The following is a 23,997-nucleotide window of genomic DNA, read 5'->3' on the forward strand; positions in this document are numbered from 1 at the left end:
GCTGAACCACTGCCATCGGGAGCAAGCCCCCTCCCACATAAAAAACTGCATCGCAGTGGAGAAATCTTACTGCTCTTTGCTGCAATCACGCTGCGTAATGCCTTTCTCCTTTGCGTACTAGGACGACCAGTGCCTGGAGGCGCCACACCAGCGATTGCAGGTGTGGCCGGTGCGATTGAATGAGGGCGTGGTGGAACTCGCAGTGAGCTGATCGACCTCGGTCCAAGTGTGGGAGGGGGCTTGCTCCCGATGGCGGTGTGTCAGTCAACATCGGTATGGCTGAACCACCGCCATCGGGAGCAAGCCCCCTCCCACATAAAACCGCATTGCAGCTGAGAAATACTACTGCTCTTTGCTGCAATCACGGGGGGTAATGCCTTTCTCCTTCGCGTACTAGGACGGCCAGTGCTGGAGGCGCCACACCAGCGATTGCAGGTGTGGCCGGTGCGATTGAATGAGGGCGTGGTGGAACTCGCAGTGAGCTGATACACCTCGGTCAAAATGTGGGAGGGGGCTTGCTCCCGATGGCGGTGTGTCAGTCAATATCGGTATGGCTGAACCACTGCCATCGGGAGCAAGCCCCCTCCCACATAAAACCGCATTGCGGTGGAGAAATCTTACTGCTCTTTGCTGCAATCACGCGGGGTAATGCCTTTCTCCTTCGCGTACTGCGCCGCCGAGGCTTCGATGATCGGCCGCAGCAGCGCGCGGTCGGCTTGTACCCAATCGCTGATCAGGTTCCAGCGCTGGCCATCCCACTGCTGGAAGCGTACCGCGCCGCCGCCTTCATGGTCGGCGCAGGACAGTTTCAGCGGTTGCACCAGGCCTTTTGCGCCCAGGGCCTGAAGACGTGCATCGTCCAAGTTCAGGTGTTCGAAACCCCAGCGTACTTGTTCGCCAGTGAGGGGCTGGTGGCCGTATTTTTCCTGGGCCAGGCGCACGGCTTCGACGTTGAGAATGCCGTTCACCACACCGAGGTTGTAGTACACCGTGCCGAAGCGCTTCGGATCGGCCAGGTTGCCTTTGCCCGCGTCCACCACGCTTTGCTTGATGCCTTGCAGCACTGGGAAATCGGTGCCGGACGGGTGGGTGGTAATAGAGATAAAACCCTTGGCTGCGTTGCCGGCCGGCAACACGTCTTCTTCCGAGTTGCTCCAGATATTGCCGATGATGTGATCAGCCGGGTAACCGACTTTTTGCGCAGATTTGAGCGCCACCGGGTTCATCACGCCCCAGCCGCGCAGGATCACCCAGTCCGGCTTGAGACGGCGAATGTTCAGCCACTGCGATTGTTGCTCGTTGCCAGGGTGTGGCACTTCCAGCAGGGTCAATTCGAAGCCGGAATTTTTGGCCAGGGTTTCCAGTACCCCGTTGGTTTCCTTGCCGTACGGCGAGCCGTGGTAGAGCACGGCGATTTTCTTGCCCTTGAGTTTGTCGGCACCGCCTTCGCGCTGGCCGATGTAGTTGATGATCGCCGAGACTTCCGAATACGGGTTGAGCTGCAACGGGAACACGTAGGGGAAGACGCTGCCGTCGGTGGAGTCGGTGCGTCCGTGGTTGATGGTGATCAGCGGTAGTTTGTCGGCGGTCGAGCGATCCAGCGTGGCGTAGGCGATGCCCACCGACAGCGGGTTGGTGGCCGCTGCGGGCGCACCGTTGAGACCGCCCTTGAGGCGCTCGTAGCATTCGACGCCTTTTTCCACCACGTACTCGGTCTCGCATTCGCTCCAGGTCAACTTGACGCCGTTCACGCCGCCGTTGGCGTTGATGTATTGCAGGTAGTCGATAAACCCACCGAAGAAGCCGGTGCCACCGGCGGCATAGGGCCCGACCCGATAGCTCTGCAACGGAAAGTATTGTTCGTTGGCGGCCTGGACGGTGCCCGTGAGCGTGGCGGTGATCAAGGCCAGGCCCAAGGCCAGGCGGCGCAGCGGTGCGGGGTGTCTCATGGAGGCAGTTCCTCGGGGTTCAGCTCGGGGGTTAGTAAGTTAGTAACGCAGCGGCCATACCCTGGCCCGTTGACGAAAGCGCTGCCACAGTCGGGCCAGCCCCTCCGGTTCCTTGATCAGGAAGGTGATGATCAGTGCACCGAACAGCATCTTCTGAAGGTTTTCCAGCTGGCCGGCGTCCATCAATCCGGCCGGCAGCAACGCGAAGAGGTTGCCCAGCAGGATCGGGAACAACACGATGAAGGCCGCGCCGAGGACGTTGCCGAGCACACTGCCCAGACCGCCGATAATGATGATGAAGAGCACCTGAAATGAGCGGCTCAGGTCGAAGCCGTGAGGCTCCACCGTGCCCAGGTAGGCGAAGGCCCAAAGCGACCCCGCGACGCCCAGGTAGAAGCCGCTGATGGCAAACGCCAGCAGCTTGGCCTTGAGCAGCCGAATGCCGATCACGGCGGCGGCGGTGTCCATGTCTCGCACGGCCATCCAGTTGCGGCCCAGCTCACTGCGCACCAGGTTTTTACCGAGCCAGAACAGCGCCACGACCACGCTGAGGGTCAGCAGGTAGCGGCCACACGGCGAGCTGAAATCAACCCCAGCGATCAGCAATGGCGGTGAGGTGATTACGCCGGACGCGTTGTCGTTGGTAAACCAGCTGAAGCGGGTCAGTACCCACTCCACCACGAACTGGGCGGCCAGGGTCGCTACCAACAGGTAAAAGCCCTTGATGCGCAGGCTCGGCAGACCGAAGAACACCGCCACCAGCGCAGCGATCACGCCGCCCAGGCCAAAGCTCACCAGCAGCGGCAAACCGGGTACGCGCAATTGCAGGTTGTAGGCGGCAAATGCGCCCACCGCCATGAACGCCGCCGAGCCCAGAGAGAGTTGCCCGGCGTAGCCAGTCAGCAGGTTCAGGCCGAGGCCGGCCAGGGACAGCACCAGCAGCGGCACGAGGATCGCGCTGAACCAGTAGTCGTTGCCCAACCACGGCATCACCACAAAGGCAAAGCCCAGCAGTAGCCACAGTGCGATGCGGTCCTGGCGCAGGCGAAAGGTGCGGCGCTCGGCCGCGTAGGAGGTACTGATTTGACCGACTTCTTGATACAGCATGCAGGCATTTCCTCAAAAAACGATCAGACCCGTTCGATGGCGCGCTCGCCGAACAACCCGGCAGGGCGCACCAGCAAGAACAGCAAGGCAAGAACGTAAGGCACCCAGTTTTCAATGCCGCTGCCGATGATCGGGCCGAGGTAGATCTCGGCGATTTTTTCGCTCGCGCCGATGATCAAGCCGCCGACAATCGCGCCGCCGATGGACGAAAATCCGCCGATGATCAGCACCGGCAATGCCTTGAGTACCACCAGCGATAACGAGAATTGCACCCCCAATCGCGCGCCCCAAAGCAACCCGGCCACCAGCCCGACAAACCCCGCCACGGCCCACACCAGGGCCCAGATGCGCGGCAGGCGAATGCCCACCGCCATGGACGCCAGCGGGTCGTCTGCGACTGCACGCAGCGACAGGCCGATACGGGTTTTGTTGAACAGCAATGACAGGGCGAGCACCAACGCGGCGGCGGTGCCGGCAGCGAACAGGTCGAACTGCGAGAGCAGCATGCCGCGGATTTCCAGCGGCTCGTCGGCAATGCCCAAATCCAGGCCATGCACCTGCGCACCCCAGAGGAATTGCGCGAAGCCTTCGATCATGTAGGACAGCCCAAGGGTGGCCATGAACAGGATGATCGGCGGGCGATTGACCAGGGGCCGCAGCACCACTTTCTCGATCAGCAGCGCAAGCACCACCATGCTCACCAGGGTCAGCAAAAACGCGAAGACAAACGGAAAGCCGCGCTCCAGCAGGCTGACAAAGGTCAGTGCGGCGAACAGCACCATGGCGCCCTGGGCGAAGTTGAAGACGCCCGAGGCTTTGTAGATCAGCACAAAACCGATCGCCACCAGGGAATACATCACGCCCGCCAGCAGGCCGCCGATCAGCACCTCAAAGAAAAATTCCATGCTCAAGTTCCCAGATAGGCGGCGATGACATCGGGGTTGGCGCGCACTTGCTCGGGTGTGCCGTCGCCGATCTTGCGGCCGTAGTCGAGCACCACTACGTGGTCGCACAAGCCCATGACCACACCGATATCGTGCTCGATCAGCACCACGGTGGTGCCGAACTCGCGGTTGATGTCGCGGATGAATTGGCTCATCTGGGCTTTCTCCTGAGCGTTCATACCGGCCATGGGCTCATCCAGCAGCAACAGGGTCGGCTCGGACGCCAGGGCGCGGGCCAGTTCGACACGCTTTTGCAGGCCATAGGGCAGGGTGCCCACCAGCACGTGTCGCCAGGGATGGATCTGCAAAAACGCGATGACTTTTTCGGCGTGCAGGCGGTGCGCGTCCTCCTCGCGCGGGGCTCGGCCCAGGCGCAGCATCTGCTCGATCCAGTTGCTGCGGCGCTTGAGGTTGCGCCCGGTGAGCACGTTGTCGAGCACGCTCATGCCCTTGAACAGCGCGATGTTCTGGAAGGTTCGCGCAATCCCGCCTTCGGCCGCCTGATGCGCGCGCATGCGCCGTCGGGTGTGGCCGGCGTAGTGGATGCTGCCGCTTTGGGGGTGGTAAACGCCGTTGATCACATTGAGCAGCGAACTCTTGCCGGCGCCGTTGGGGCCGATCAGCCCGCAGATGTCCCCGGCCTTGACGTCGAAACTGATGGAGGTGATGGCCTTGATGCCCTTGAACGACAGGGTAATGTCATCGAGCCGCAGTAAGACCGCTTGAGTGGTTGCATGCATGGTTGGGCTCGTCAGACAGCGTGAGGCAGTCGTTGGTCGGCGGGTTGGTGTTGGGGCGCTGGCTCTTGCCAACGGCCGGGATCGATGCCCAGGGCGGTAAAGAACGCCGCACTGTCCGGGCTCAACGCTGGCCCTACCAGCAAGGGCACGCGCAAGCGGCTCATGCCCAGCACATCGAGCAATGGTCGACGCACCAGCCAGTGGCCCAGCCAGCGGCGAATGATCGATGGGGTTGGCTGCATCGCCCAGCGGTACAGGCGATGACTGAATGTGCCCGGCAGCGGCAGGCGCTCACGTGCCCACTGTTCCAGACGGCCGTAGGATTCACGGGTGCCCAGCACCAAGGTTGGGCCTAGCTCGCGGCGGTCGGTGTCACGGGTGGCCAGGGCTTCGGGGAAGTTCAGGCGAAAACCAGCGTGCAGCCAGGGCGCCAGCAAGTAGCGCGCCTGCCCGCTGGCGGCGAAAACCCGCGCGGCCAGGGCTTCCTCATTGGCGTCGAGGTGTTCGCGGGCCACCAAAGTGCGCGCGTCCATGAGCAACTGCCCGTGGGTCAACTGCACGCGGGTATCGGCGTGGAACACAAAGGCGAGGGCGGTTGACTGAGTGGCGCACGCCGGGGCAGGGAGGTCCGTGCGCAAGTCCGCATAAGCGACCAAGTGGGGGCCTTTGTGTTGATCCAGACCGCGCCCATCGAGGTACACCACCACACCGGGCCCACTGATTGACGGAATCGCCTCGGCGTTTTCGGCGAGAACAAATGTCGGCCGCAGTTGCACCAGCAGCGCACGATTGTCGCGCTCGGGATCGAGCAGCGTGACACTACCCCCCAACCACTGCGCGGCCAGTGCCAGCAGCAAGGCTTCGGGGCGCGCCTGACTGATGATCAGCAGATCATCGTCAGGCCCGAAGTCGCGCTGGTGAAGGGCTGCGGCGAGTTGGCGTATGTCGTCTGCCAGTTCGCTCCAACGTCGCTCTTGCCAGATGCCCAGGCGCTTGTAACGCAAGGCAATCGCCGACCCTCGGGTGTGGGCTTGATGCAGCAGCGCCTGGGGCAGTGTCTGGGGCATGGGTGTGTCCTTTGGGTCGATGCAAAGGTGATTGCACGCGCCATGCCAGGGGGATAAATGCTTTTATTTCAAAGGGATACGTTTAATTTTAAAAGGGAGAGCCTGTTTGGATTCAGCACAAGCTGTGCAACTGCTGTTGGTGGGGCAACAGGCGTTTCCTCAGGTGGCCTGTCAGGTAACTCCCTTGGACTGTTCCCGTTGCTGAAAAGCAGGGGGCAAGCGTTAAAATGCCGCCCGCATCTTGCCCCCATCAAGGACCCTACATGCCACTGATCACGGAACGCGTAGCCCTGGCCCGCATCGGCGCCAATGAGAAGGTTATCTGCCGCATGGCCTCGGGCTGGGCGGTGATGGGGGATGTGCAGTTTCTGCCGGGCTACTGCCTGCTGCTGCCCGATCCGGTGGTCGCGAGTTTGAACGACCTGGATACCGAAGCCCGCGCGACTTACCTGCTGGACATGGCGCGCCTCGGTGATGCGGTGTTGCACGCCACCGACGCCCAGCGCATGAATTACGAAATCCTGGGCAACTCCGAGCCTGAGTTGCACTGCCATATATTCCCGCGCTACGCCTCGGAACCCGACGACAAGCGCCGGATGCCGGCATGGTTTTATGACTGGAAGAATGCTGTGCTTTATGCCGAAGAGGTGCATGGGGATTTGCGCAAGGCCATCGAGCGGTTGCTGCGTCAACCCAGTTGAGAGGCGAGAGCGTGCAGCCGCATTGGCGCCAACTTTTATTAACTTTCGCGTGAAGAGTGCAGTTAGAAATATGAATCTACTCGATCCGTTGACTGGAACAGAAGCGTTGACTCAATCGGGGAGACCCATAGAACCTGGGTTTCTAACGGCTTTCTGGGGCTGGGGTTTTTCAGCATTGGATAACCCCCTGCTACGAGGTTATCTGGCAGAGTTTTTGGTGTATCGGGCACTGTTCAACATGCCTAGCCCCGATTTCAAGGTACCCACCTCGCATTTTTCAACCAAGATGGAAGGCGATGTTCATGACCTCGTGTTTTTCATGAATGATGAAAAATTCACTATCCAAGTTAAATCGAAAGACTCCTATAGCAAATCTCAGGTGTTCGATACCTCCTTCGCTGAAGGATTCGATTGTGTCTCCAATAGTCCGCTGCCCGCTGAGCATTGGTCAGACTTTTACATCTTCGCTTATCTCGCATTGGATAATAAAAAGTGTCAGGAGAACGAGCGTCTTCATGATAAGTGGAACCCCAATCCATCTCGTGCACTGCCGATGGAGAAAGCGCGGTTCAAGCTCAATAAGCAGGCGTTGGTGAAATCGGTGTTGGAACTCGATAACTGGAGCTTCTACATTCTTGACCGAGCGCAATTACGTGGGCAGAAAAGCATCAACTTGAACAAGCTGCGCAGTAAGGTCAATAAGGGGGAAGCTGTGTGGGTACAGCATGACGGTATTGCAGATGCGTTGGTGGATTTCGCCCTCGAACGGCACGCTAAACGATGCGATGAAATGCTTTAGGTTCCCTTCGCTCGTGGGGTACGTCACATAGCCGCCAGCGAAACCGCTACACTGCCGCCCCCGAATTTCAGCAAGGATGCTTTGAATGCGTTCGCTCGTCAGCGCTGTGCTCCTCTCCATGACCCTGGCGGCCCCGGCCATGGCCGAGCCTCGTTCGTTCTCGGTCAATGACCCGAGCGGCAAATACCTGGTCGAAGTGTTGTTCCCGCAGGTGCCGCAGGACTTGCAGTACCTGGCGCGAGCCCTGATCACGATACGCGACGTAACTACCCTCGAAATCCTCCAGCAATTGCAGACTCCGGACGCCCAGGTGCCGCTGGACCAGAATGGTAAAACCGTCGACTGGCGTTTGATGGGCGAGAACGGCGTGGTCTACTTTGCCGACATCAATCAGGATGGCCGCCAGGACTTGGCAATCCGCAATGGCACCGGCGCGGATAAAGACTTCCAGTCCAGTTACGATGTTTACCTGCAAGACCCGCACAAGACGCAGTGGGTGCTCAACGGCCCTCTGACCGATCTTGCGAACGAAACCTCCGGCGGTATGTTTTCAGTCAATCCCAAGGACGGCGTTATCCATTCGCAGACCGACCAGGGTTGCTGCTGGACCCGCGCCAGCCGCTATCAGATGCGCGACGGTGAGTTGGTGAGGCTCAGCGCGTACACCCAGGCCCAAGTGCCTGCGACGGACGATGACGCCAACAACAGCATGCCCAGCGGCTACATGCTGCGCACCACCGGTGAGTGGAAGGACGGCCAGTGGCTGGAAACCCCAAGGCTCGAAGGGCCGGTCAATGAGGACCCTGAGTTCCTGGCTGGCACCCTCAACGGCAAGATCCCGGTGCAACTCTGGTACCAGCAACAGGGCGCGGTGTTGATTGGTGAATTGCGCTACACCAAAAGCGGCAGCGGCAAGCCAATCAAGTTGGTAGGCGAGTTGGGTGAATACGGCGACCAGTCGTTTGTCTATCTGCACGAATATGCCGACGATGGTCATCAAACCGGCATCTGGCGCATCACGCGGGAAACCGTCGAGCCCTATGCTTACTCCGGCACGTGGGTCAGTGGCGCCCAGGGTGACAAGCCGGAGTTGCAAATCCAACTGCATCGCGAGGACCGTGAGCCTGAGTACAAGAAACTCGGTGACGTTGCCCGCGATCAGCGTGACGGTCACTACCAGATGCGCAACGACTTCCTCGACCGTGACGGCGACCTGGACCTGAAGATCCTCCCCGACCGCGATGCCCAGGGCCGCGAAGTGGCGGAGTTCACCGTAACGCTCAAGGAAACCGGTACCGACAAGGTCATCGTCAGCGCGCACCACAGCGTGCCGATGGAAACCGAGAACCTGATTATCGTGCGCGAGCCGTTGGCGACCCGGCGCGCCGGCCCGTATCACATTCAACTGGTGAAGGGTTTTGCGGTGATCAACCACAACTCGGCGCCGGACTTTCCGGATTACTTCACGGGGATGTATCGCAAGCAATAGCGCAGATGCTGAGCCAGCCGCTTAACATCGATGGGTGATTTGAATGCCGGAAACTACCCAGCGACCAACCTAAAGCAGTGCCGCCCGACAAGCGAGCGGCCTTGCCGTGCGCGCGGGTCAGTCGGTGGCTTCAACCCATTCGCAGTTTATGAGCGGCGTTCCATCCCCGACGCGCATGTAATAGGCGTCTGGAACCGCGATCCGTTCATGGGAGGTGCCCACCGGCCCGTCGTGGTAATCGGTGAACAACTGCCCACCGGTAATCTCCCAGCGCACGGAGTACCCCTGCGTTGACCGATAAAGCCAGAGGCGCGGCGCCGCGCGGCAGGACAGGTAGTTGCCGTCCTGAAGCTGAAGCTGCATGCGGTTGCCGTCGCTGGAGACATTTTTGAACTTGGCTTTGTCGCCGTTGGACGGCGTTGCGCTGATGTAGTCCCAAAAGCTCCAGCTGGCCTGGTTGCCTACGAAATAGGCAAAACTATCCTGCACCTTGCCGTTGTCATCGACGTATTGAAGCTTGAGGTAGTACCACTTGTTTTCTGGTAAAGCCTGGCTGCCGCTGCGAGGGGGCAGCGGACCGCCCCTGGGTTCGAAAGGTTTGTCGTCCTTGGAGGGGCTGATTGAGTCGCTCATGGGTTCATCCTTTAGAAGAGAGAGTCGAAATGAAAACTCGCCCGAGCCAAAGCCATAATGCGGATAGGTAATGCAGGGGAGGAACGCGGGAATACATCAGGTTGCGCCTTGCGCACAACGGCTTGGGACTGTGCTACGACATTGGGACGATCACCCGTTTGCGTTACGGCTTGTCCTTCTCTCATCCATGATTTCAGCAACCGATGGCTCAAGCCATCGAGGCGTTTTGCAAGGTTAGGTCATGACGGCGGATTCGTCGAAAAAAAACTGCGGCATGGCGCCCGCCAGGCTCAATGACTGGCGCCATGCAGCGGCTGATCAGCGGTTAAAGCGTTCTACCAACGCATATTGAGTGGCCGCCGTATTGGTCAGCTGCTTGCTAAGGTCGGTGGATTGATGGGCTTGTATCGACGTCTGGTCAGCCAGCTCCGCGATAGTGGTGATGTTGCGGCTGATCTCCTCGGCGACCGCGCTTTGTTCCTCAGTGGCGGCGGCGATCTGGGTGGTCATTTCGGTGATATGAGACACCGCTTCGCTGATGCCGACCAAAGCCTGGTCTGCTTCCAGCACCCAGGCTACGCCTTCCTGCGCCTGGCGTTGGCCGTTTTCCATGCTTTGCACGGCATTGTTGGACGATGCCTGCAACTGAGTGATCAGCGCATGGATTTGAGTGGTGGATTGGGAGGTACGCTGCGCGAGTTGGCGCACTTCATCGGCCACCACGGCAAACCCGCGGCCTTGCTCACCGGCGCGGGCCGCTTCGATGGCGGCGTTGAGGGCGAGCAGGTTGGTTTGATCGGCGATGCCTTTGATCACGTCCACCACGCTGCCGATTTCGTCACTGTCCTTGGCCAACTGCGCCACGGTGGTGCCGGTTTCGCCCACGACGGCGGACAAGCGCTCAATGGCCAGGCGGGTATCACGCGCGACTTCACGGCCACGTCCGGTCAGCACGTTGGCCTGCTGGGTGGCGTCGGCGGTGCGCTGCACATGGCTGGCGACTTCCTGGGTGGTCGCAGCCATCTGGTTGACGGCCGCCGAGACCTGCTCGGTTTCAACGCGTTGGCGATCCAGGCCTTTGGAGCTGGCGGTGGCCAACTGATCCGATTGCCCGGCCAGGGCGCTGAGTTGTTCGGCACTGTCCTGCAAGCGTGTGAGGCAGGTTTTCAGGCGCGAGTTTTGGCTGAGGAACGCGGTTTCCAGGCGTGCCTGGGGGCCGCTGGCGTCGCTGTACATCTGGGCAATCAAGGCATCCGACGTCGAGGGCTCGACACCCGCCAGCAGGCGCAAGGTGCTGCCTTGGCGTACGCGTGAGCAGAGCATACCCACCGGCACGGCAACGGCCACGGCCACCGCAATGGCGATCGGTGCAGTGAGGAAAAGCCCGGCAATGCTGCCGGCGATACCGGTGGCCACGTACGGCACGGCACTCAACGCCGCGGGCAGCCAAGTGTCCTTGATTAGCGCGCTGGATTTGCCTTGGCTGAGGCGGCGATACAGCACCTGCGCCCGGCGGATTTCATCGGCGCTGGGCTTGACCCTCACCGATTCAAAACCAACGACTTCGCGGCCGTGGAAGATCGGTGTGACGTAGGCGTTAACCCAGTAATGGTCGCCGTTTTTCGAGCGGTTCTTGACGATGCCCATCCACGGCAGGCCTTGCTTGAGCGCACGCCACATATGGGCAAACACGGCCGGTGGGACATCGGGGTGACGCACGATGTTCTGCGGCGCGCCGATCAGATCGGCCCGTTCAAAACCGCTGATTTCGACAAAGGCGTCGTTGCAGTAAGTGATGCCCCCGTGAATATCGGTGGCGGAGATAAGTTTTTGCGAAGGCGCGAGTGAAATCTCACGTTGTGTTACTGGCTGGTTGTTGCGCATTCCGGCTACTCCCTGGTTGCACACAGTGCATCGGCGCCAACGTGCAGAAGATTAATTCACATCGGCTATTTCGCCAGCCATTGGTCAAAAGCCTGAAACTTATTGATGAAAAACCTCATAATGGCGGCCATTTTTGTTTAGCCCGTAATTCTGGTGTGCCCCCATGGAAATCAAGGTCAACTTTCTCGACAACCTCCGGCTTGAAGCCAAGTTCGATGACTTCACGGTGATTGCCGACCAACCTATTCGCTATAAGGGCGATGGTTCGGCACCGGGGCCCTTCGACTACTTCCTGGCATCGTCGGCGCTGTGCGCGGCGTACTTTGTGAAGCTGTACTGCCAGACCCGCAACATCCCCACCGACAATATCCGCCTGTCCCAGAACAACATCGTCGACCCGGAAAACCGCTACAACCAGATCTTCAAGATCCAGGTCGAGTTGCCCGCGGATATCTCCGATAAGGACCGCCAGGGCATCCTGCGCTCCATCGACCGTTGCACGGTGAAAAAAGTGGTGCAGGCCGGTCCCGAATTTGTGATCGAAGAGGTGGAAAATCTCGACGCCGACGCCCAGGCCTTGTTGATGCCCAGCAGCCTGTCGGAGCAGGGCACCTACATCGCGGGCAAGGACCTGCCGCTGGAACAGACCATCGCCAACATGTCCGGGATCCTTGCCGGCCTGGGCATGAAGATCGAGATCGCCTCGTGGCGCAATATCGTGCCCAACGTGTGGTCGCTGCATATCCGCGATGCGCACTCGCCAATGTGTTTCACCAACGGCAAGGGCGCGACCAAAGAGGGCGCGCTGGCGTCGGCATTGGGCGAATTCATCGAGCGGCTCAACTGCAACTTCTTCTACAACGACCAATTCTGGGGTGAAGAACTGGCCAACGCGCCGTTCGTGCATTACCCGGACGAGCGTTGGTTCCAGCCAGGCCCCAACGACGAGCTGCCGACTGAAATCCTCGACGCTTATTGCCGCAAGGTTTACGACCGCGAAGGCGAGCTGCGCGGTTCGCATCTGTTCGACACCAACTCCGGCAACGAAGCGCGCGGCATTGTTTCGCTGCCGTTCGTGCGCCAGTCCGATGGCGAGGTGGTGTACTTCCCGTCCAACCTGATCGAAAACCTCTACCTCAGCAACGGCATGAGCGCGGGCAACACCCTGGCTGAAGCCCAGGTGCAATGCCTTTCGGAGATTTTCGAGCGCGCGGTCAAGCGTGAAATCATCGAAGGTGAATTTGCCTTGCCGGACGTGCCGGCTGAGGTGCTCGCCAAATACCCAAGCATTGTGGCGGGCATCGAAGGCCTGGAAGCCCAGGGCTTCCCGGTGCTGGTCAAGGATGCATCCCTGGGCGGCGAATTCCCGGTGATGTGTGTGACCTTGATGAACCCGCGCACCGGCGGGGTATTCGCCTCCTTCGGTGCCCACCCGAGCCTGGAAGTGGCGCTGGAGCGCAGCCTCACCGAATTACTGCAAGGCCGCAGTTTCGAGGGTTTGAACGACTTGCCGCAGCCGACCTTCGAAGGCCAGGCGGTGACGGAGCCGAACAACTTCGTCGAGCACTTCATCGACTCCAGCGGTGTGGTGTCGTGGCGCTTCTTCAGCGCGCAATCGGACTACGAGTTTGTCGAGTGGGACTTCTCCGGTGAAGGCGAAGACTCCAACGTCCAAGAGGCTGCGACCTTATTCGGCATCCTGGAAGGCATGGGCAAAGAAGCCTATATGGCGGTGTACGAGCACCTCGGCGCCACCGCTTGCCGCATCCTGGTGCCGGATTACTCGGAAATCTACCCGGTGGACGACCTGATCTGGGACAACACCAACAAAGCGCTGTTCTTCCGCGAGGACATTCTCAACCTGCATCGCCTGGACACGGAAGAATTGCAGGCATTGGTCGAGCGCCTGATCGAAAGCGAGCTGGACGATTACACCGACATCACCACCTTGATCGGCATCGAGTTCGACGACAACACGGTATGGGGCCAACTGACCATCCTGGAGCTGAAGCTGCTGATTTTCCTGGCCTTGCAGCAATATGAAGAGGCCAAGGAGTGCGTGGAGATGTTCCTGCAGTACAACGACAACACCGCCGAGCGCGGCCTGTTCTACCAGGCGTTGAACGGTGTGCTGGAGATGGAACTGGACGACGACTTGGACTTGGCGGATTACGAAGCCAACTTCCGCCGCATGTTTGGTAATGAGCGAATGGATGCGGTGATCGGCTCGGTCGATGGCAGTGTGCGGTTCTATGGGTTGACGCCGACCAGCATCAAGCTGGAAGGCTTGGACCGGCATTTGCGTTTGATTGACAGCTACAAGAAGCTGCATTCGGCGCGTGCCAACATCGTCCAGGTGTAACGCATACCCAATGTGGGAGGGGGCTTGCTCCCGATGGCGGTGGTTCAGACAAATATTCAGTGCCTGACACGCCGCTATCGGGAGCAAGCCCCCTCCCACATTTGATCGTTGTTTTCTGGGGGGGTTATATACGGGCCAAGGCTTGCGCCAGATCCGCTCGTAGATCCTCCACATCCTCAACCCCCACCGACAACCGCACCAACCCGTCGCCAATCCCCAGCTGCGCCCGCGTCGCCGCCGGGATGCTGGCATGGGTCATGATCGCCGGATGTTCGATCAGGCTTTCCACACCTCCCAGGCTTTCGGCCAGGGCGAAGATGTTCACGTGTTCCAGAAAGCGGGTGGCGCCCGCCAGGTCGCTGTTCAAATCCACTGAAATCATCCCACCAAACCCGCGCATTTGCCGGCGTGCCAGTTCGTGCTGCGGGTGGGATGCCAGGCCTGGGTAATAGACCCGCGCCACTTGCGGTTGTTGCTCCAGCCAGGTGGCCAGGTCCAGCGCGTTGCTGCAATGACGCTCCATGCGCAGGGCCAACGTTTTCACGCCCCGCAGGGTCAGGAACGCGTCGAAGGGCCCGGCGATGGCGCCCACTGAGTTCTGCAGGAAACCCAGGCGATCAGCCAATTCGGGGTTGTCACCGACAATGGCGATACCGCCGATCACATCGGAATGGCCGTTGAGGTATTTAGTGGTGGAGTGCACCACCACATCCACGCCCAGCTCCAGCGGGCGCTGGATCCAGGGGCTGGCGAAGGTGTTGTCAGCCACGCAGATGATCCCGCGATTGCGGCAGATACCTGCGATGGCGGCCAAGTCGGTGAGGCTGAGCAGCGGGTTGCTCGGGGTTTCGACCCAGACCATGCGCGTATCGTCCTGCAAGGATGCTTCAAACGCCGTTACATCACTCAAATCGACAAAGCTGAAACGATGCCCGGCGCTGCGTTGGCGCACCTTGTCGAACAGCCGAAAGGTGCCGCCATAGAGGTCGTTACCGGAAACGATATGGGCGCCCGCATCCAGCAGCTCCAGCACCGTGGAAATCGCCGCCAGCCCGGATGCAAAGGCAAACGCTTGGCTGCCGCCTTCAAGGTCGGCCACGCAACGCTCCAGAGCAAACCGCGTGGGGTTGTGGGAGCGGCCGTAGTCGAAGCCCTTGTGCACGCCGGGGCTGTCTTGCAGGTAGGTGGAGTTGGCGTAGATCGGCGGCATCAGCGCGCCAGTGGTTGGGTCTGGGAACTGCCCGGCGTGGATCACACGGGTGGCAAACGCACTTTTATCAGGCTGGCTCATGCAAGGGATCTCCGCAGGTGGTTGAGCAGGTCGACGCGGGTGATCAGGCCATAAAAGCCTCCTGCATCGGCAATGATGGCGACCAAGCCGCGATCCAGTTCAGTTTGCAATTCGGCCAGGCTGGCGCTGGGGGACAGGGTTTGAAGGTTGTCGGTCATGGCGCTGGCGACGATCATCGTGAAGTGCGCGGCATCGTGGTGCAGGCCCAGCAGGATGTCGGATTCGTCGATCACGCCCACCAGTTCGCGGCCGTTGACCAACACAGGCAGTTGCGACACGTCGGCCAGGCGCATGCGCTGGAAGGCGGTGAGCAGGGTGTCGTCGGGGCTCACGCTGATCACGCGGCCGTCTTCGAAGCGGCGGGCGATCAGGTCGCGCAGGTCGCCGTAGTGTTTGTAATGCAGCAACCCCGCGTCGGTCATCCACTGGTCGTTGTAGACCTTCGACAGATAGCGCGTGCCGGTGTCGCACACAAAGCTGACCACGCGCTTGGGCGTGGTTTGTTCGCGGCAATAGCGCAAGGCAGCGGCGAGCAGGGTGCCGGTGGAGGACCCGCCGAGAATGCCCTCGGCCTTGAGCAGTTGGCGCGCGTGGTCGAAGCTCTCTTCATCGCTGATGGAATAGGCGTGGCGCACGCTGGACAGGTCGGCAATCGACGGAATGAAGTCCTCGCCAATGCCTTCCACGGCCCACGAGCCGGGTGTTATCAACTGGCCGCTGCGGCTGTATTCAGCCATTACCGAACCCACCGGATCGGCCAGTACCATTTCCAGCTCCGGTTGCACGCGCTTGAAGAATCGGGTCAGGCCGGTGAGTGTGCCTGCCGAACCGACGCCGACCACAATGGCATCCAGGTCGTGCTGGGTTTGCGCCCAGATCTCCGGCGCGGTGCTGGTCTCGTGAGCCTGGGGATTGGCCGGGTTGTTGAACTGGTCGGCGAAGAATGAGCCGGGAATCTCCTGGGCCAGGCGCGCAGCCATGTCCTGGTAATACTCGGGGTGGCCCTTGCCCACATCGGAGCGGGTGATATGCACCTCGGCGCCCATGGCCTTAAGGTGCAGCACTTTCTCCGTGGACATTTTGTCGGGTACCACCAGCACCACCCGATAACCCTTAGCCCTGCCCACCAGCGCCAGGCCCAAGCCGGTGTTGCCGGCGGTTGCCTCAATGATGGTGCCGCCGGGACGCAGGCGGCCGTCACGCTCGGCGGCGTCAATCATGGCCAGGCCGATGCGGTCCTTGATGGAACCGCCGGGGTTTTGGGATTCCAGCTTGAGGAACAGCGTGCAGAGGCCGGTATCGAAACGGCTGACCCGTACCAACGGCGTGTTGCCGATCAGTTCGAGTACGGCGGGGCGTGAGAGTGCGGGCATGGCGTCACCTGGGTGCGCAGAGGAGACATGAAACACTAGGTCGGTATTGGGTGAGTCGCAACCGGACCGTCGGCTCGCTGTCTTTTTTTGGCGCATGGGCCGACGCGACAATTGCGCCTGACGCTGCCAGGCGGAGCGCATTGAAGCCCTGGATAGCCTCGCCAGTTGCCGCCTCAGCCCTTTATCGCTGCCTCAATCGCCGCAATGTCGATTTTGGTCATGGTCATCATCGCCTCGAACGCGCGCTTGGCGATGGCTGGATCAGGGTTAGTCACCGCCTCCGTCAACACGCGCGGCGAGATTTGCCACGACAGGCCCCACTTGTCCTTGCACCAGCCGCAGGCGCTCGGCTGGCCGCCGTTGTCGATGATTGCGTTCCAGTACCGGTCGGTTTCGGCTTGGTCATCGGTGGCCACTTGGAAGGAAAACGCCTCGGTGTGGGGAAAGATCGGGCCGCCGTTCAGGCCGATGCAGGGGATGCCGAGTACCGTGAATTCGACGGTCAAGACGTCGCCCCGCTTGCCGGACGGGTAATCCGCTGGTGCACGATGCACGGCGTTCACCGCACTGTCGGGAAAGGTGTTGGCGTAGAACTTGGCAGCCTCTTCGGCGCTCCCGTTGTACCAGAGGCAGAGGGTGTTTTTGTGGGTCATGAGCAGTCTCCACGCAGTCGAGGGTCTGTGGAGTTTAGCTGCGTTTCAATGGCGGCCTTATCAAGTCGAGACGGTTGAGGTCGGCGTTATAGGCTCGATAGAGGTCGGCCAATTCGTGGTGGGTCATCAGCGTTCACTTCTACCCGTTGAGTTCTGCGCTGACCTCATCCGCCCACATCGTGCCCGGCACGGCGGCGGCAGGATCGATGCATTCGATCTCAGGTAAACAGCGTGCCATCGTGTTGTCTCGCAGATGTGCCTGGAACACGCACAAGCTGCGGGCGAACTGGGGCAGTGAGGTATTGATGAGTACGCGTGCGTGATGGGCGTCGTGGTTGAAATAGACAATCGTCCCACTGTGTCGATCAAGCGCGATGACGTCCCCGGAGCCGGTGTGCCCCAAAGGATAATAGTGGTTGGCGATGCCGAATATTGCCAACCTGCGTTGTGCTTCGGCTTGGCTGTAGGCCTCGAAACTCAGAAAGGGCGCGGCGTCGCGCGGCAGGCCGTGCTTGAGGAGGAATTCAGCGTCTGGCGCGGGGAGGGTGGCCAGGTCAGTGGGGTTGAAGGTGATGAATTCGTCAAAGCCGAGGTCCAGGCCGGGCGGGTCGGGTGGCAGTAGCGAGATGAAATGTGTTTTGAAGTCGAAGTCGGTCATAGTCGTTCGCCGCGTTATGTGAAGGGGGGCGGGATGCTGACATAGAAACACTGCAGGGCCTGGGGTAGAACCCGTTCACAGCCTCAAGGTTAATCCAGCTAATGCCGCAGCAATGGTTGCCGCAGCATGAGTGCGAGGAGTTTTAGTTACTCGACTTATCTGGCTGTGGCACCGTATGAATTTCGTCATACATAGCGGTTGCCACTGAAGCAGCATAAACAATGTATTTCAGATCGCTCGCGTCACTCTTGACTTCATAAATTTCACACAGAAGACTTCTTTTGTCCTTGGGTAACTTCACTGGCGACCAAGATGAAGGACTTTTGAAGTTATACTCAGGGCCTTTGTATGTTAGAGACCTGATTCCAACAACCATGCGCTTATAGTGTTGCCTATCAGGTCTTTTAGAATTTTCATAGCTGCCTTTAAATGTTCCTAGAGAGCCTGAGACAACATCTACGCACGCTTTGTCTAGCTCGGTCTCATAATCAGCAGCCGCATAGGTTCCAACGGTCCCATGATTGGAATAGAATTTTGCACGCGGCGACAACTGTTCTTCTGGGTATTTGGCGGTGTATTCATCACCCTCGAAGTAATATTCGATATACCCTCGCGAAATATCTACCCTGCTATATTTCTTTCTCTTTTCTATGATGTCGTTGAAAGAGTACCAGCGCTGCTCAATTAGTTTATGCTCGACTTCCAGTCCGCCCGCAAAGACCTTCAAGGAAAGCGCGGAGCCAAATAAGATAGATGCAATCAAAAGATTTTTCATGAATTGACCTGAAGTATGATTTTTTATTTTATTTAAAATAGGTCTGTTGATGTTGCGCGTTGATTAATTCCGCGAACCTTTTCAGCTTCGGCTTGTGTCTTCTGTTGAACAGTCCAAGTGATTGCCGCACCTACAATTGTCAAGCTTGTTGCCATATCAAAGCCAAGCTGGATGTTACTGAACCATGTGCTCATTTGACTTCCTTGAGTTTTATTTGATTTCCTTGAACATCACTTTTTGTAGCCGTTTACGCCGTAACAACGGACTCCAGCTCAAATTTCACGCCGCATAAGCGGCGTTGTCGTGCTTTTTTAATCGTGCTCTCGCTCTGAGCGGGCACGTCGCCGGTAATTTGCTGCGTGAGCATAAAGGCGATGCCGGGTCGCAACAACCGTCCGTCGCTACCTACACCGCCAACGCCCCGTATCTGAACCTTTCCGCTGGCGTTGTGCAGCACCACTACGAGACCAAACCCGCAGCGCACTGGTCTGGCGCCATGAGTTGCGCGAGGAATAGGTGCGTTCGGTGGTCAACTACGTGGCGGATGTTGCTGGCAAAACCAGCTTCGGCAGTAACGGCCCATCGGCGATCAAGGACACCGGCGTGCTCGGTCTGGGCGTGACGTGGGGGTTGCGATGCGGGCCACTTAAACTGCGTGGCCTGCACTCATGGTGCAGCGATCACTCACTGATCCGACCAAACCGCCAGTTCATAACCATCCGGATCAATGAAGTGGAACCTGCGCCCACCGGGGAACGCAAACGTCTCGCGGCTTATCACAGCGCCTGCCGCCGTGATTCGTTGGTGCGCCCCTTCGAGGTCATTCGCAAACAAAATCACCAACGGCCCCCCTGGCCGAACGGGTTCTCCCGTGGTGAACCCGCCCGTCAGCCGCCCATCGCTGAACTCGGTGTAGGTGGGCCCGTAGTCCACGAATGTCCAGCCGAAAACGGCGCCGTAGAAGGTTTTGCTTCGGGCAATGTCGCCCACGTTGAATTCTATGTTGTCGATCTGACGGTCTTGACCACGAACGCTCATGGTTGCCTCCTTGGCGGATGATTGAGGCGCGAGTGTAACGGTTCTGACGACGGACTGAGTTACCATGCCGCCGCGAAATTCCCGCCGACCGCTCTGGCTACCTATGTCCTCCAACGCGCTGTACACCGATCTTTCCATCTACTACGACCTGATGTGCGCCGACATCGACTATCGCGCACAGAGTCACAGCGTTCGCCGGTTGCACCAACTGTTCGGCAATAACGGGCGCCGGCACTTGGACCTGGCCTGCGGCACCGGGCCCCATGTGCGTCATTTCCTCGACTTTGGCTACCACAGCGCCGGCCTGGACATCAGCCAACCGATGCTGGACCTCGCCCAACTGCGCTGCCCGGAGGCGCGGTTCAGCCGCCAGGACATGGCGGGTTTCCAGGTGGACGACGCGCAAGATCTGATCACCTGCTTTCTCTACTCGACCCATTACAACGCCAGCCTGGCCAAACTGCGCATGTGCCTGACCAGCGTGCACGAGGCACTCGCTGAAAATGGCGTGTTCTGTTTCAACGCGGTGGACAAGCTGCACATCGACAACCGTTTGCTGGTACGCCATAGCGTTGAGTTTGAAGGCAGCCACTTCACCTTCGGTTCCGGCTGGCACTACAGCGAGGAGGGCGAGCAGCAGGCGCTGCGCCTGAGTATCGAGAAGACCACCGCGGGTGTGACTGAGGCTTGGCAGGACGAACATCCGATGGTCGCCTTCAGTTTCACCGAGTTGCAGCAGTTGTTGACGCCACAGTTCGAGGTGCACATCTTCGAGCATGACTACGAATGCATCACGTCCTGGGAGGGCACGAGCGGGAATGCTTTGTTTGTCTGCGTGAAGCGCTGATACCTGCTTTACCCAGTTTCCTGTGGGAGATGTCGAGCTTTAGCGAGGCCTCGAAGGCGGCGGTACAGGCGAAATATTCTTACCTGACCCACCGCATTCGTGGGCATTACGTCATGTAGCACTAACGCGAGAGCACCGCCGCTCAGCCTTTTTCCTCAGCGCCCACGTCATGCAGGGAGATCCTCGATGTCTCCGGCAACGCCAACCCGCCTGCCAGCGCCAGCAACGCTACGGCTATCAGATAAAACGCGGGTGACAGGTTGCTGCCCGTGGTGCTGATCAACCATGTCGCCATCAGCGGCGCGGTACCCCCAAAGATTGTATAGGCCATGTTGTAGGTGATCGCCGAGGCGGTATACCGCGTCCGAGTCGGGAAGGTCTCCGACAGCAACGCCGCCGTGACCACCCCACATAACACCGCACCCACCGCGAGCAGCATCACCCCCACGATCGAGGCCGCGAACGAACCTGAACTGGCCATCAGGAACGACGGATACACCACCACCATCAGCAACACGCAGGCGGTCATTACCGTGACCCGACGACCCACCCTATCCGAATACAGCCCCGCCAGCGGGCAGATGGCCGCGGCGAAAATCAGCGCGATCAACGACACCAGCAACGCCGCCGCCCGACTCAGCCCACCTGCCACCTGCAGGTATGTCGCGAAGTAGGTGGTGAACATATAAAACGAGAGCGCAGTCAGCGATACAAACGCGCCCAGGCAGCAAATCGCCGCACCGTGGTTGCGCAAGGTTTCCTTGAGCGGAGAGTGGGCGACAGCGTGTTCCTGTTTCACGGCCTGGAAGGCGGGTGTCTCATCCAGTTTCCAGCGCAGATACAGCCCGACCAGACCCAGCGGTGCGGCGATCAGGAACGGCAGGCGCCAGCCCCAACTGCCCATCGCCTCGGCGGACAGCGACGCCTCTAGGGCGTAGGCCACCACTGCGGCAGCGGCGAACGCGGAGAACGTCGACACCGGCACGAAACTGCCGTACCAGGCGCGTTTGTTGCTCGGCGCGTGCTCCATCAGATAGGCGCAGGCACCGGCATATTCGCCCCCGGCGGAGAAGCCTTGGGCGCAGCGAATCAGCGACAACAGAATCGGCGCTGTCACGCCGATGGCGGCATAAGTGGGCAGCAGGCCGATCAAGGTGGTCGCACCGGCCATCAGCAAAATCGTCATGGCCAGGGTACGCTTGCGGCCGATGCGGTCGCCGAGCATGCCAAAGAAAATCCCGCCCAACGGCCGAAAGGCGAAGGCCACGGCAAACACGGCAAAGGTCTTGAGCAGTGCTGCGCTGGCATCGCCACTGGGGAAGAATTGTTGCGCGATGGTGGTGGCAAGAAAGCCATAGACGGCGAAGTCGAACCACTCGACGAAGTTACCGATGCCGGCGGCGATGATGACCTTTCGCAGGGTTTGGGGGCTGACCTGTTCGGTGGATGAGCTCGTCATGGGGGAAGGCCTCGGAATGCGCAGGGGGATGCCTGATTATCCGAGGCGGCGGCCAGACGGCGGGGTTCAAAAGAGTCCTCCGCGTAGTCAGCAGCGACTTTCTGCAAGGGCTAGAGGCACGCTTCAGGCCTTGGCGGAACGCTGAGCGGACGTGCGATACGTCAGCAGCACAATTCCTGTCACCACGATGACGCCGCCAGTCACCTGACCGGCGCTGAGCATTTGATCGAGCACGAGCCAGCCCATCAGCAACGTCGCCAGCGGCTCAATGTTCATCACCGGCGCATTTCGCGGCATATCCAGGCGCGGCACCGACATGAACAGCACGATAAAACCGGTGCCGTAGAGCACGACCAACGTGGCCAGCGCCAGCCAACCGGTCAGGCTGGCCGGTGGGCTCAGGCCGTCGGCAAGGGCGCCACTCCAGCCCGCAAGGTTAACGCTGCTGAACACAATGAAGATTGTCAGCAGACTGCGCACCGAACCCCGTACCTGGGACAACTTGTGATCGGTGATCCACAGCGCGCAAGCGAATACAAAGGCAGCGCAGAAGGCGAGGGTGACGCCGAGCAGCCATTGCGGGCCGATGTCGGCGTCGGCTGAAAGGCGAGCGGGCACGTCCAGCACGAACACCAGACCCACCAGAATCAAACCCATCAGCAAGGCGGTGCGCGCCGTCGGACGTGGGCCGCCTAGTGCCCAGGTCAGCAGCGCCAGCAAAATCGGGAAAACGTTGGCCACCAGCAACGCCAGCGCTACCGGTACGCGGGCTACGGCGGAATAGAGGCACAGGCTTTGCGCGGTGATGAGCAGGCCCAGCAGTAACTGCCAGCGCCATGCACCCGAAGGCAGGCGCAGGCTTTGCCGTTGCCAGAGTACCAGCGCGCCCAGCACCAACAACGTACCGCCGGAGCGCAGCAGAATAGCGAGGAGAACACCGGCGCCGTCGTCGAAGGCCACGCGAGCGGCGATGTGGTTGCCGGCGAAGGCGCAGCCCATGCAGAGCAGGATCAGCACGGCGATGTGGCGGGGGAAAAGATTGGGGGCAGGGGGCGTCATGGTAAGGGCTCGGGCAGTGGCTTCCATCGTCGAGGATGGCAAATTATTTTTAGGTTGTCGTACAACGCTGTGGCGGATTTGTAGCGTGTTTGGGGCGAATGGGCAAGGGAGGTTTTTTGTGGGATGACCGCGGGCTTTGTTTCTTATGGACTTAACAAGATTGTTTAGGTGATTGCGTTGAGGTAGAGATAGACAGGGCTGAGCAGGAGAGGTCGTATGACTATTGAGGGCCTATTGAGTAATTCGCCATGCGCGACCATGAGGCCCGTTTAATATCGTTCGGGTGCTGGCAAGCGGTCGCGCAGTGCAGAGGTGCAATGTCTCACTGGAGCGTCGGTAATCGGTCCAACGCACAATTTCGGTCCATTTTCGGCTCATCGGCCATGGGGACGCGCGCGCCCGAATCGACATTGAATATGTCAATGTGACAACCGCTCAGCGCGCCCGGGCTGTCGACAATTCCTCCTTTGATCACGTAACGCGCGCCCGGCGCAAATTGGCTGACAAACGCTATGCTGCACGAGCGATTGGCATTGGCCGCACCGCGCATCACCAAGTGCAGCGGCTTGCCGGCTTCAATCGGAAAGAAGCCCTCCGGCGTCGATACGTTCTTATAAACGGAAACCAACTGCCCTCCCTGCGCAATCGCCACGGTTCTGCCGTATTTGCAGGCCATTGGAGGCGCCTCGACCAGGGACACGCTGTTTCGATAATTCTCCATCGACACCAACTCGCTACGGATAAGCGCCTGAGGCGCCCCCGCGGGCACGAGGTATTTCGGTGCTGGGGCGCAGCCTGCAAGCAGCAGAAGTGAACACAGGTAGAGAGGCTTCATAATTTCCTTATCAAGGTCGGTAAAGGGCGGCCTCAACTAGCCTGATGAATCAGAATGGGTCAAGCAGTAAGTGAGAAGGATAGATACCTGACCCGGTTTGAAATAAAGGTGAATCGCCCTTGGTTTATTGAATAGGCGCAACGGTTGCTCTTGGCCGAGGCTGTGTAAAAACGGTTTTCTACGCGATAGGCACTCAAAACTGGACTGAAAATCGCGCTTCTGTGCGAAATTCACATCTGCTGATGTGCCGATAAATTTCGGATTTAACGTAGATGCGCACACTTCAATTTTGGCTAAGCGGTTTTATACACTCTGGTCCAGAAGTGGACTCTCA

General features: G+C 59.6%; 21 protein-coding genes and 2 pseudogenes. 5 read left to right on the forward strand and 18 right to left on the reverse strand.

Annotated elements, in window-relative coordinates:
* Positions 1 to 617: 617 nt before the first annotated feature.
* Genes ACVWXD_RS08615 through ACVWXD_RS08635 form a run of 5 tightly spaced genes read right to left on the reverse strand, consistent with a single transcriptional unit; the run spans position 618 to position 5,807 of the window.
* Positions 618 to 1,949 (reverse strand): ABC transporter substrate-binding protein, encoded by a 1,332-nt coding sequence (locus tag ACVWXD_RS08615; protein WP_181643536.1) that lies wholly within the window; start codon positions 1,947 to 1,949, stop codon positions 618 to 620.
* Positions 1,950 to 1,988: 39 nt separating this feature from the next.
* The gene (locus tag ACVWXD_RS08620; RefSeq protein WP_095184622.1) at positions 1,989 to 3,056 is read right to left on the reverse strand and encodes a branched-chain amino acid ABC transporter permease; all 1,068 of its coding nucleotides are present in this window, start codon (positions 3,054 to 3,056) and stop codon (positions 1,989 to 1,991) included.
* A gap of 23 nt (positions 3,057 to 3,079) precedes the next feature.
* On the reverse strand, positions 3,080 to 3,961 hold the full coding sequence (locus tag ACVWXD_RS08625) for a branched-chain amino acid ABC transporter permease (protein WP_032885303.1): 882 nt from the start codon (positions 3,959 to 3,961) through the stop codon (positions 3,080 to 3,082).
* Between the two features lie 2 nt (positions 3,962 to 3,963).
* The gene (locus tag ACVWXD_RS08630) at positions 3,964 to 4,740 is read right to left on the reverse strand and encodes an ABC transporter ATP-binding protein (RefSeq protein WP_181643535.1); all 777 of its coding nucleotides are present in this window, start codon (positions 4,738 to 4,740) and stop codon (positions 3,964 to 3,966) included.
* An 11-nt stretch (positions 4,741 to 4,751) separates the two neighbouring features.
* Complete coding sequence (locus ACVWXD_RS08635; protein ID WP_032885301.1) at positions 4,752 to 5,807, reverse strand: AMP-binding protein; 1,056 nt, start codon at positions 5,805 to 5,807, stop codon at positions 4,752 to 4,754.
* Positions 5,808 to 6,070: 263 nt separating this feature from the next.
* On the opposite strand from ACVWXD_RS08635, the gene ACVWXD_RS08640 reads away from it, so the two are divergent.
* The 3 genes from ACVWXD_RS08640 to ACVWXD_RS08650 all read left to right on the forward strand — a co-directional run bounded on the left by ACVWXD_RS08640 (position 6,071) and on the right by ACVWXD_RS08650 (position 8,796).
* Entirely contained in the window at positions 6,071 to 6,508 is a 438-nt protein-coding gene (locus ACVWXD_RS08640) for an HIT family protein (RefSeq protein ID WP_457370867.1), read from the forward strand.
* Between the two features lie 70 nt (positions 6,509 to 6,578).
* The gene (locus tag ACVWXD_RS08645; protein WP_457370868.1) at positions 6,579 to 7,307 is read left to right on the forward strand and encodes a hypothetical protein; all 729 of its coding nucleotides are present in this window, start codon (positions 6,579 to 6,581) and stop codon (positions 7,305 to 7,307) included.
* An 85-nt stretch (positions 7,308 to 7,392) separates the two neighbouring features.
* The gene (locus ACVWXD_RS08650) at positions 7,393 to 8,796 is read left to right on the forward strand and encodes an XAC2610-related protein (protein ID WP_447096781.1); all 1,404 of its coding nucleotides are present in this window, start codon (positions 7,393 to 7,395) and stop codon (positions 8,794 to 8,796) included.
* Positions 8,797 to 8,913: 117 nt separating this feature from the next.
* On the opposite strand, the gene ACVWXD_RS08655 is transcribed toward ACVWXD_RS08650, so the two are convergent.
* From ACVWXD_RS08655 to ACVWXD_RS08665, 3 genes and pseudogenes are all read right to left on the reverse strand, one after another.
* Complete coding sequence (locus ACVWXD_RS08655) at positions 8,914 to 9,429, reverse strand: hypothetical protein (protein ID WP_260366761.1); 516 nt, start codon at positions 9,427 to 9,429, stop codon at positions 8,914 to 8,916.
* A 318-nt stretch (positions 9,430 to 9,747) separates the two neighbouring features.
* Positions 9,748 to 10,692: pseudogene (locus ACVWXD_RS08660) on the reverse strand (methyl-accepting chemotaxis protein); the annotation flags it as partial.
* Positions 10,693 to 11,043: 351 nt separating this feature from the next.
* Positions 11,044 to 11,313 (reverse strand): annotated as a pseudogene (locus tag ACVWXD_RS08665) (PAS domain-containing protein); the annotation flags it as partial.
* A gap of 163 nt (positions 11,314 to 11,476) precedes the next feature.
* Between ACVWXD_RS08665 and ACVWXD_RS08670 the strand changes: the two are divergent.
* Positions 11,477 to 13,675 (forward strand): OsmC domain/YcaO domain-containing protein, encoded by a 2,199-nt coding sequence (locus ACVWXD_RS08670; protein ID WP_032885296.1) that lies wholly within the window; start codon positions 11,477 to 11,479, stop codon positions 13,673 to 13,675.
* 124 nt (positions 13,676 to 13,799) lie between these two features.
* Here the strand turns inward: ACVWXD_RS08670 and ACVWXD_RS08675 are convergent, their stop codons facing one another.
* From ACVWXD_RS08675 to ACVWXD_RS08705, 7 genes are all read right to left on the reverse strand, one after another.
* Positions 13,800 to 14,966 carry a cystathionine gamma-synthase gene (locus ACVWXD_RS08675; protein ID WP_122681096.1) on the reverse strand — a complete coding sequence of 389 codons (1,167 nt, stop codon included), beginning with the start codon at positions 14,964 to 14,966 and terminating at the stop codon, positions 13,800 to 13,802.
* The gene (locus tag ACVWXD_RS08680; protein ID WP_457370869.1) at positions 14,963 to 16,339 is read right to left on the reverse strand and encodes a pyridoxal-phosphate dependent enzyme; all 1,377 of its coding nucleotides are present in this window, start codon (positions 16,337 to 16,339) and stop codon (positions 14,963 to 14,965) included. Before ACVWXD_RS08680 ends, ACVWXD_RS08675 begins: the two co-directional genes overlap by 4 nt.
* A gap of 173 nt (positions 16,340 to 16,512) precedes the next feature.
* A complete protein-coding gene (locus tag ACVWXD_RS08685; protein ID WP_095184631.1) occupies positions 16,513 to 16,992 on the reverse strand; it encodes a VOC family protein in 480 nt (159 codons plus the stop codon).
* A gap of 139 nt (positions 16,993 to 17,131) precedes the next feature.
* Positions 17,132 to 17,650 (reverse strand): SUKH-4 family immunity protein, encoded by a 519-nt coding sequence (locus ACVWXD_RS08690; RefSeq protein ID WP_260366762.1) that lies wholly within the window; start codon positions 17,648 to 17,650, stop codon positions 17,132 to 17,134.
* A 142-nt stretch (positions 17,651 to 17,792) separates the two neighbouring features.
* Positions 17,793 to 18,425, reverse strand: a complete 633-nt coding sequence (locus ACVWXD_RS08695; RefSeq protein WP_181643528.1) for a hypothetical protein — start codon at positions 18,423 to 18,425, stop codon at positions 17,793 to 17,795.
* Between the two features lie 32 nt (positions 18,426 to 18,457).
* On the reverse strand, positions 18,458 to 18,619 hold the full coding sequence (locus tag ACVWXD_RS08700) for a hypothetical protein (RefSeq protein ID WP_158234810.1): 162 nt from the start codon (positions 18,617 to 18,619) through the stop codon (positions 18,458 to 18,460).
* 490 nt (positions 18,620 to 19,109) lie between these two features.
* Positions 19,110 to 19,463 (reverse strand): VOC family protein, encoded by a 354-nt coding sequence (locus ACVWXD_RS08705; RefSeq protein WP_099602345.1) that lies wholly within the window; start codon positions 19,461 to 19,463, stop codon positions 19,110 to 19,112.
* A gap of 103 nt (positions 19,464 to 19,566) precedes the next feature.
* Here ACVWXD_RS08705 and ACVWXD_RS08710 point away from each other — a divergent pair, with 103 nt between their 5' ends.
* The gene (locus ACVWXD_RS08710; RefSeq protein WP_163033213.1) at positions 19,567 to 20,310 is read left to right on the forward strand and encodes a class I SAM-dependent DNA methyltransferase; all 744 of its coding nucleotides are present in this window, start codon (positions 19,567 to 19,569) and stop codon (positions 20,308 to 20,310) included.
* A gap of 142 nt (positions 20,311 to 20,452) precedes the next feature.
* On the opposite strand, the gene ACVWXD_RS08715 is transcribed toward ACVWXD_RS08710, so the two are convergent.
* The 3 genes from ACVWXD_RS08715 to ACVWXD_RS08725 all read right to left on the reverse strand — a co-directional run bounded on the left by ACVWXD_RS08715 (position 20,453) and on the right by ACVWXD_RS08725 (position 23,663).
* On the reverse strand, positions 20,453 to 21,769 hold the full coding sequence (locus tag ACVWXD_RS08715; protein ID WP_457370870.1) for an MFS transporter: 1,317 nt from the start codon (positions 21,767 to 21,769) through the stop codon (positions 20,453 to 20,455).
* A 123-nt stretch (positions 21,770 to 21,892) separates the two neighbouring features.
* Positions 21,893 to 22,828, reverse strand: a complete 936-nt coding sequence (locus ACVWXD_RS08720; RefSeq protein ID WP_181643522.1) for an EamA family transporter — start codon at positions 22,826 to 22,828, stop codon at positions 21,893 to 21,895.
* A gap of 322 nt (positions 22,829 to 23,150) precedes the next feature.
* Positions 23,151 to 23,663 (reverse strand): hypothetical protein, encoded by a 513-nt coding sequence (locus ACVWXD_RS08725; protein WP_032885281.1) that lies wholly within the window; start codon positions 23,661 to 23,663, stop codon positions 23,151 to 23,153.
* Between the last annotated feature and the right edge of the window lie 334 nt (positions 23,664 to 23,997).

The organism is Pseudomonas sp. TE3911 (genome assembly GCF_054062775.1).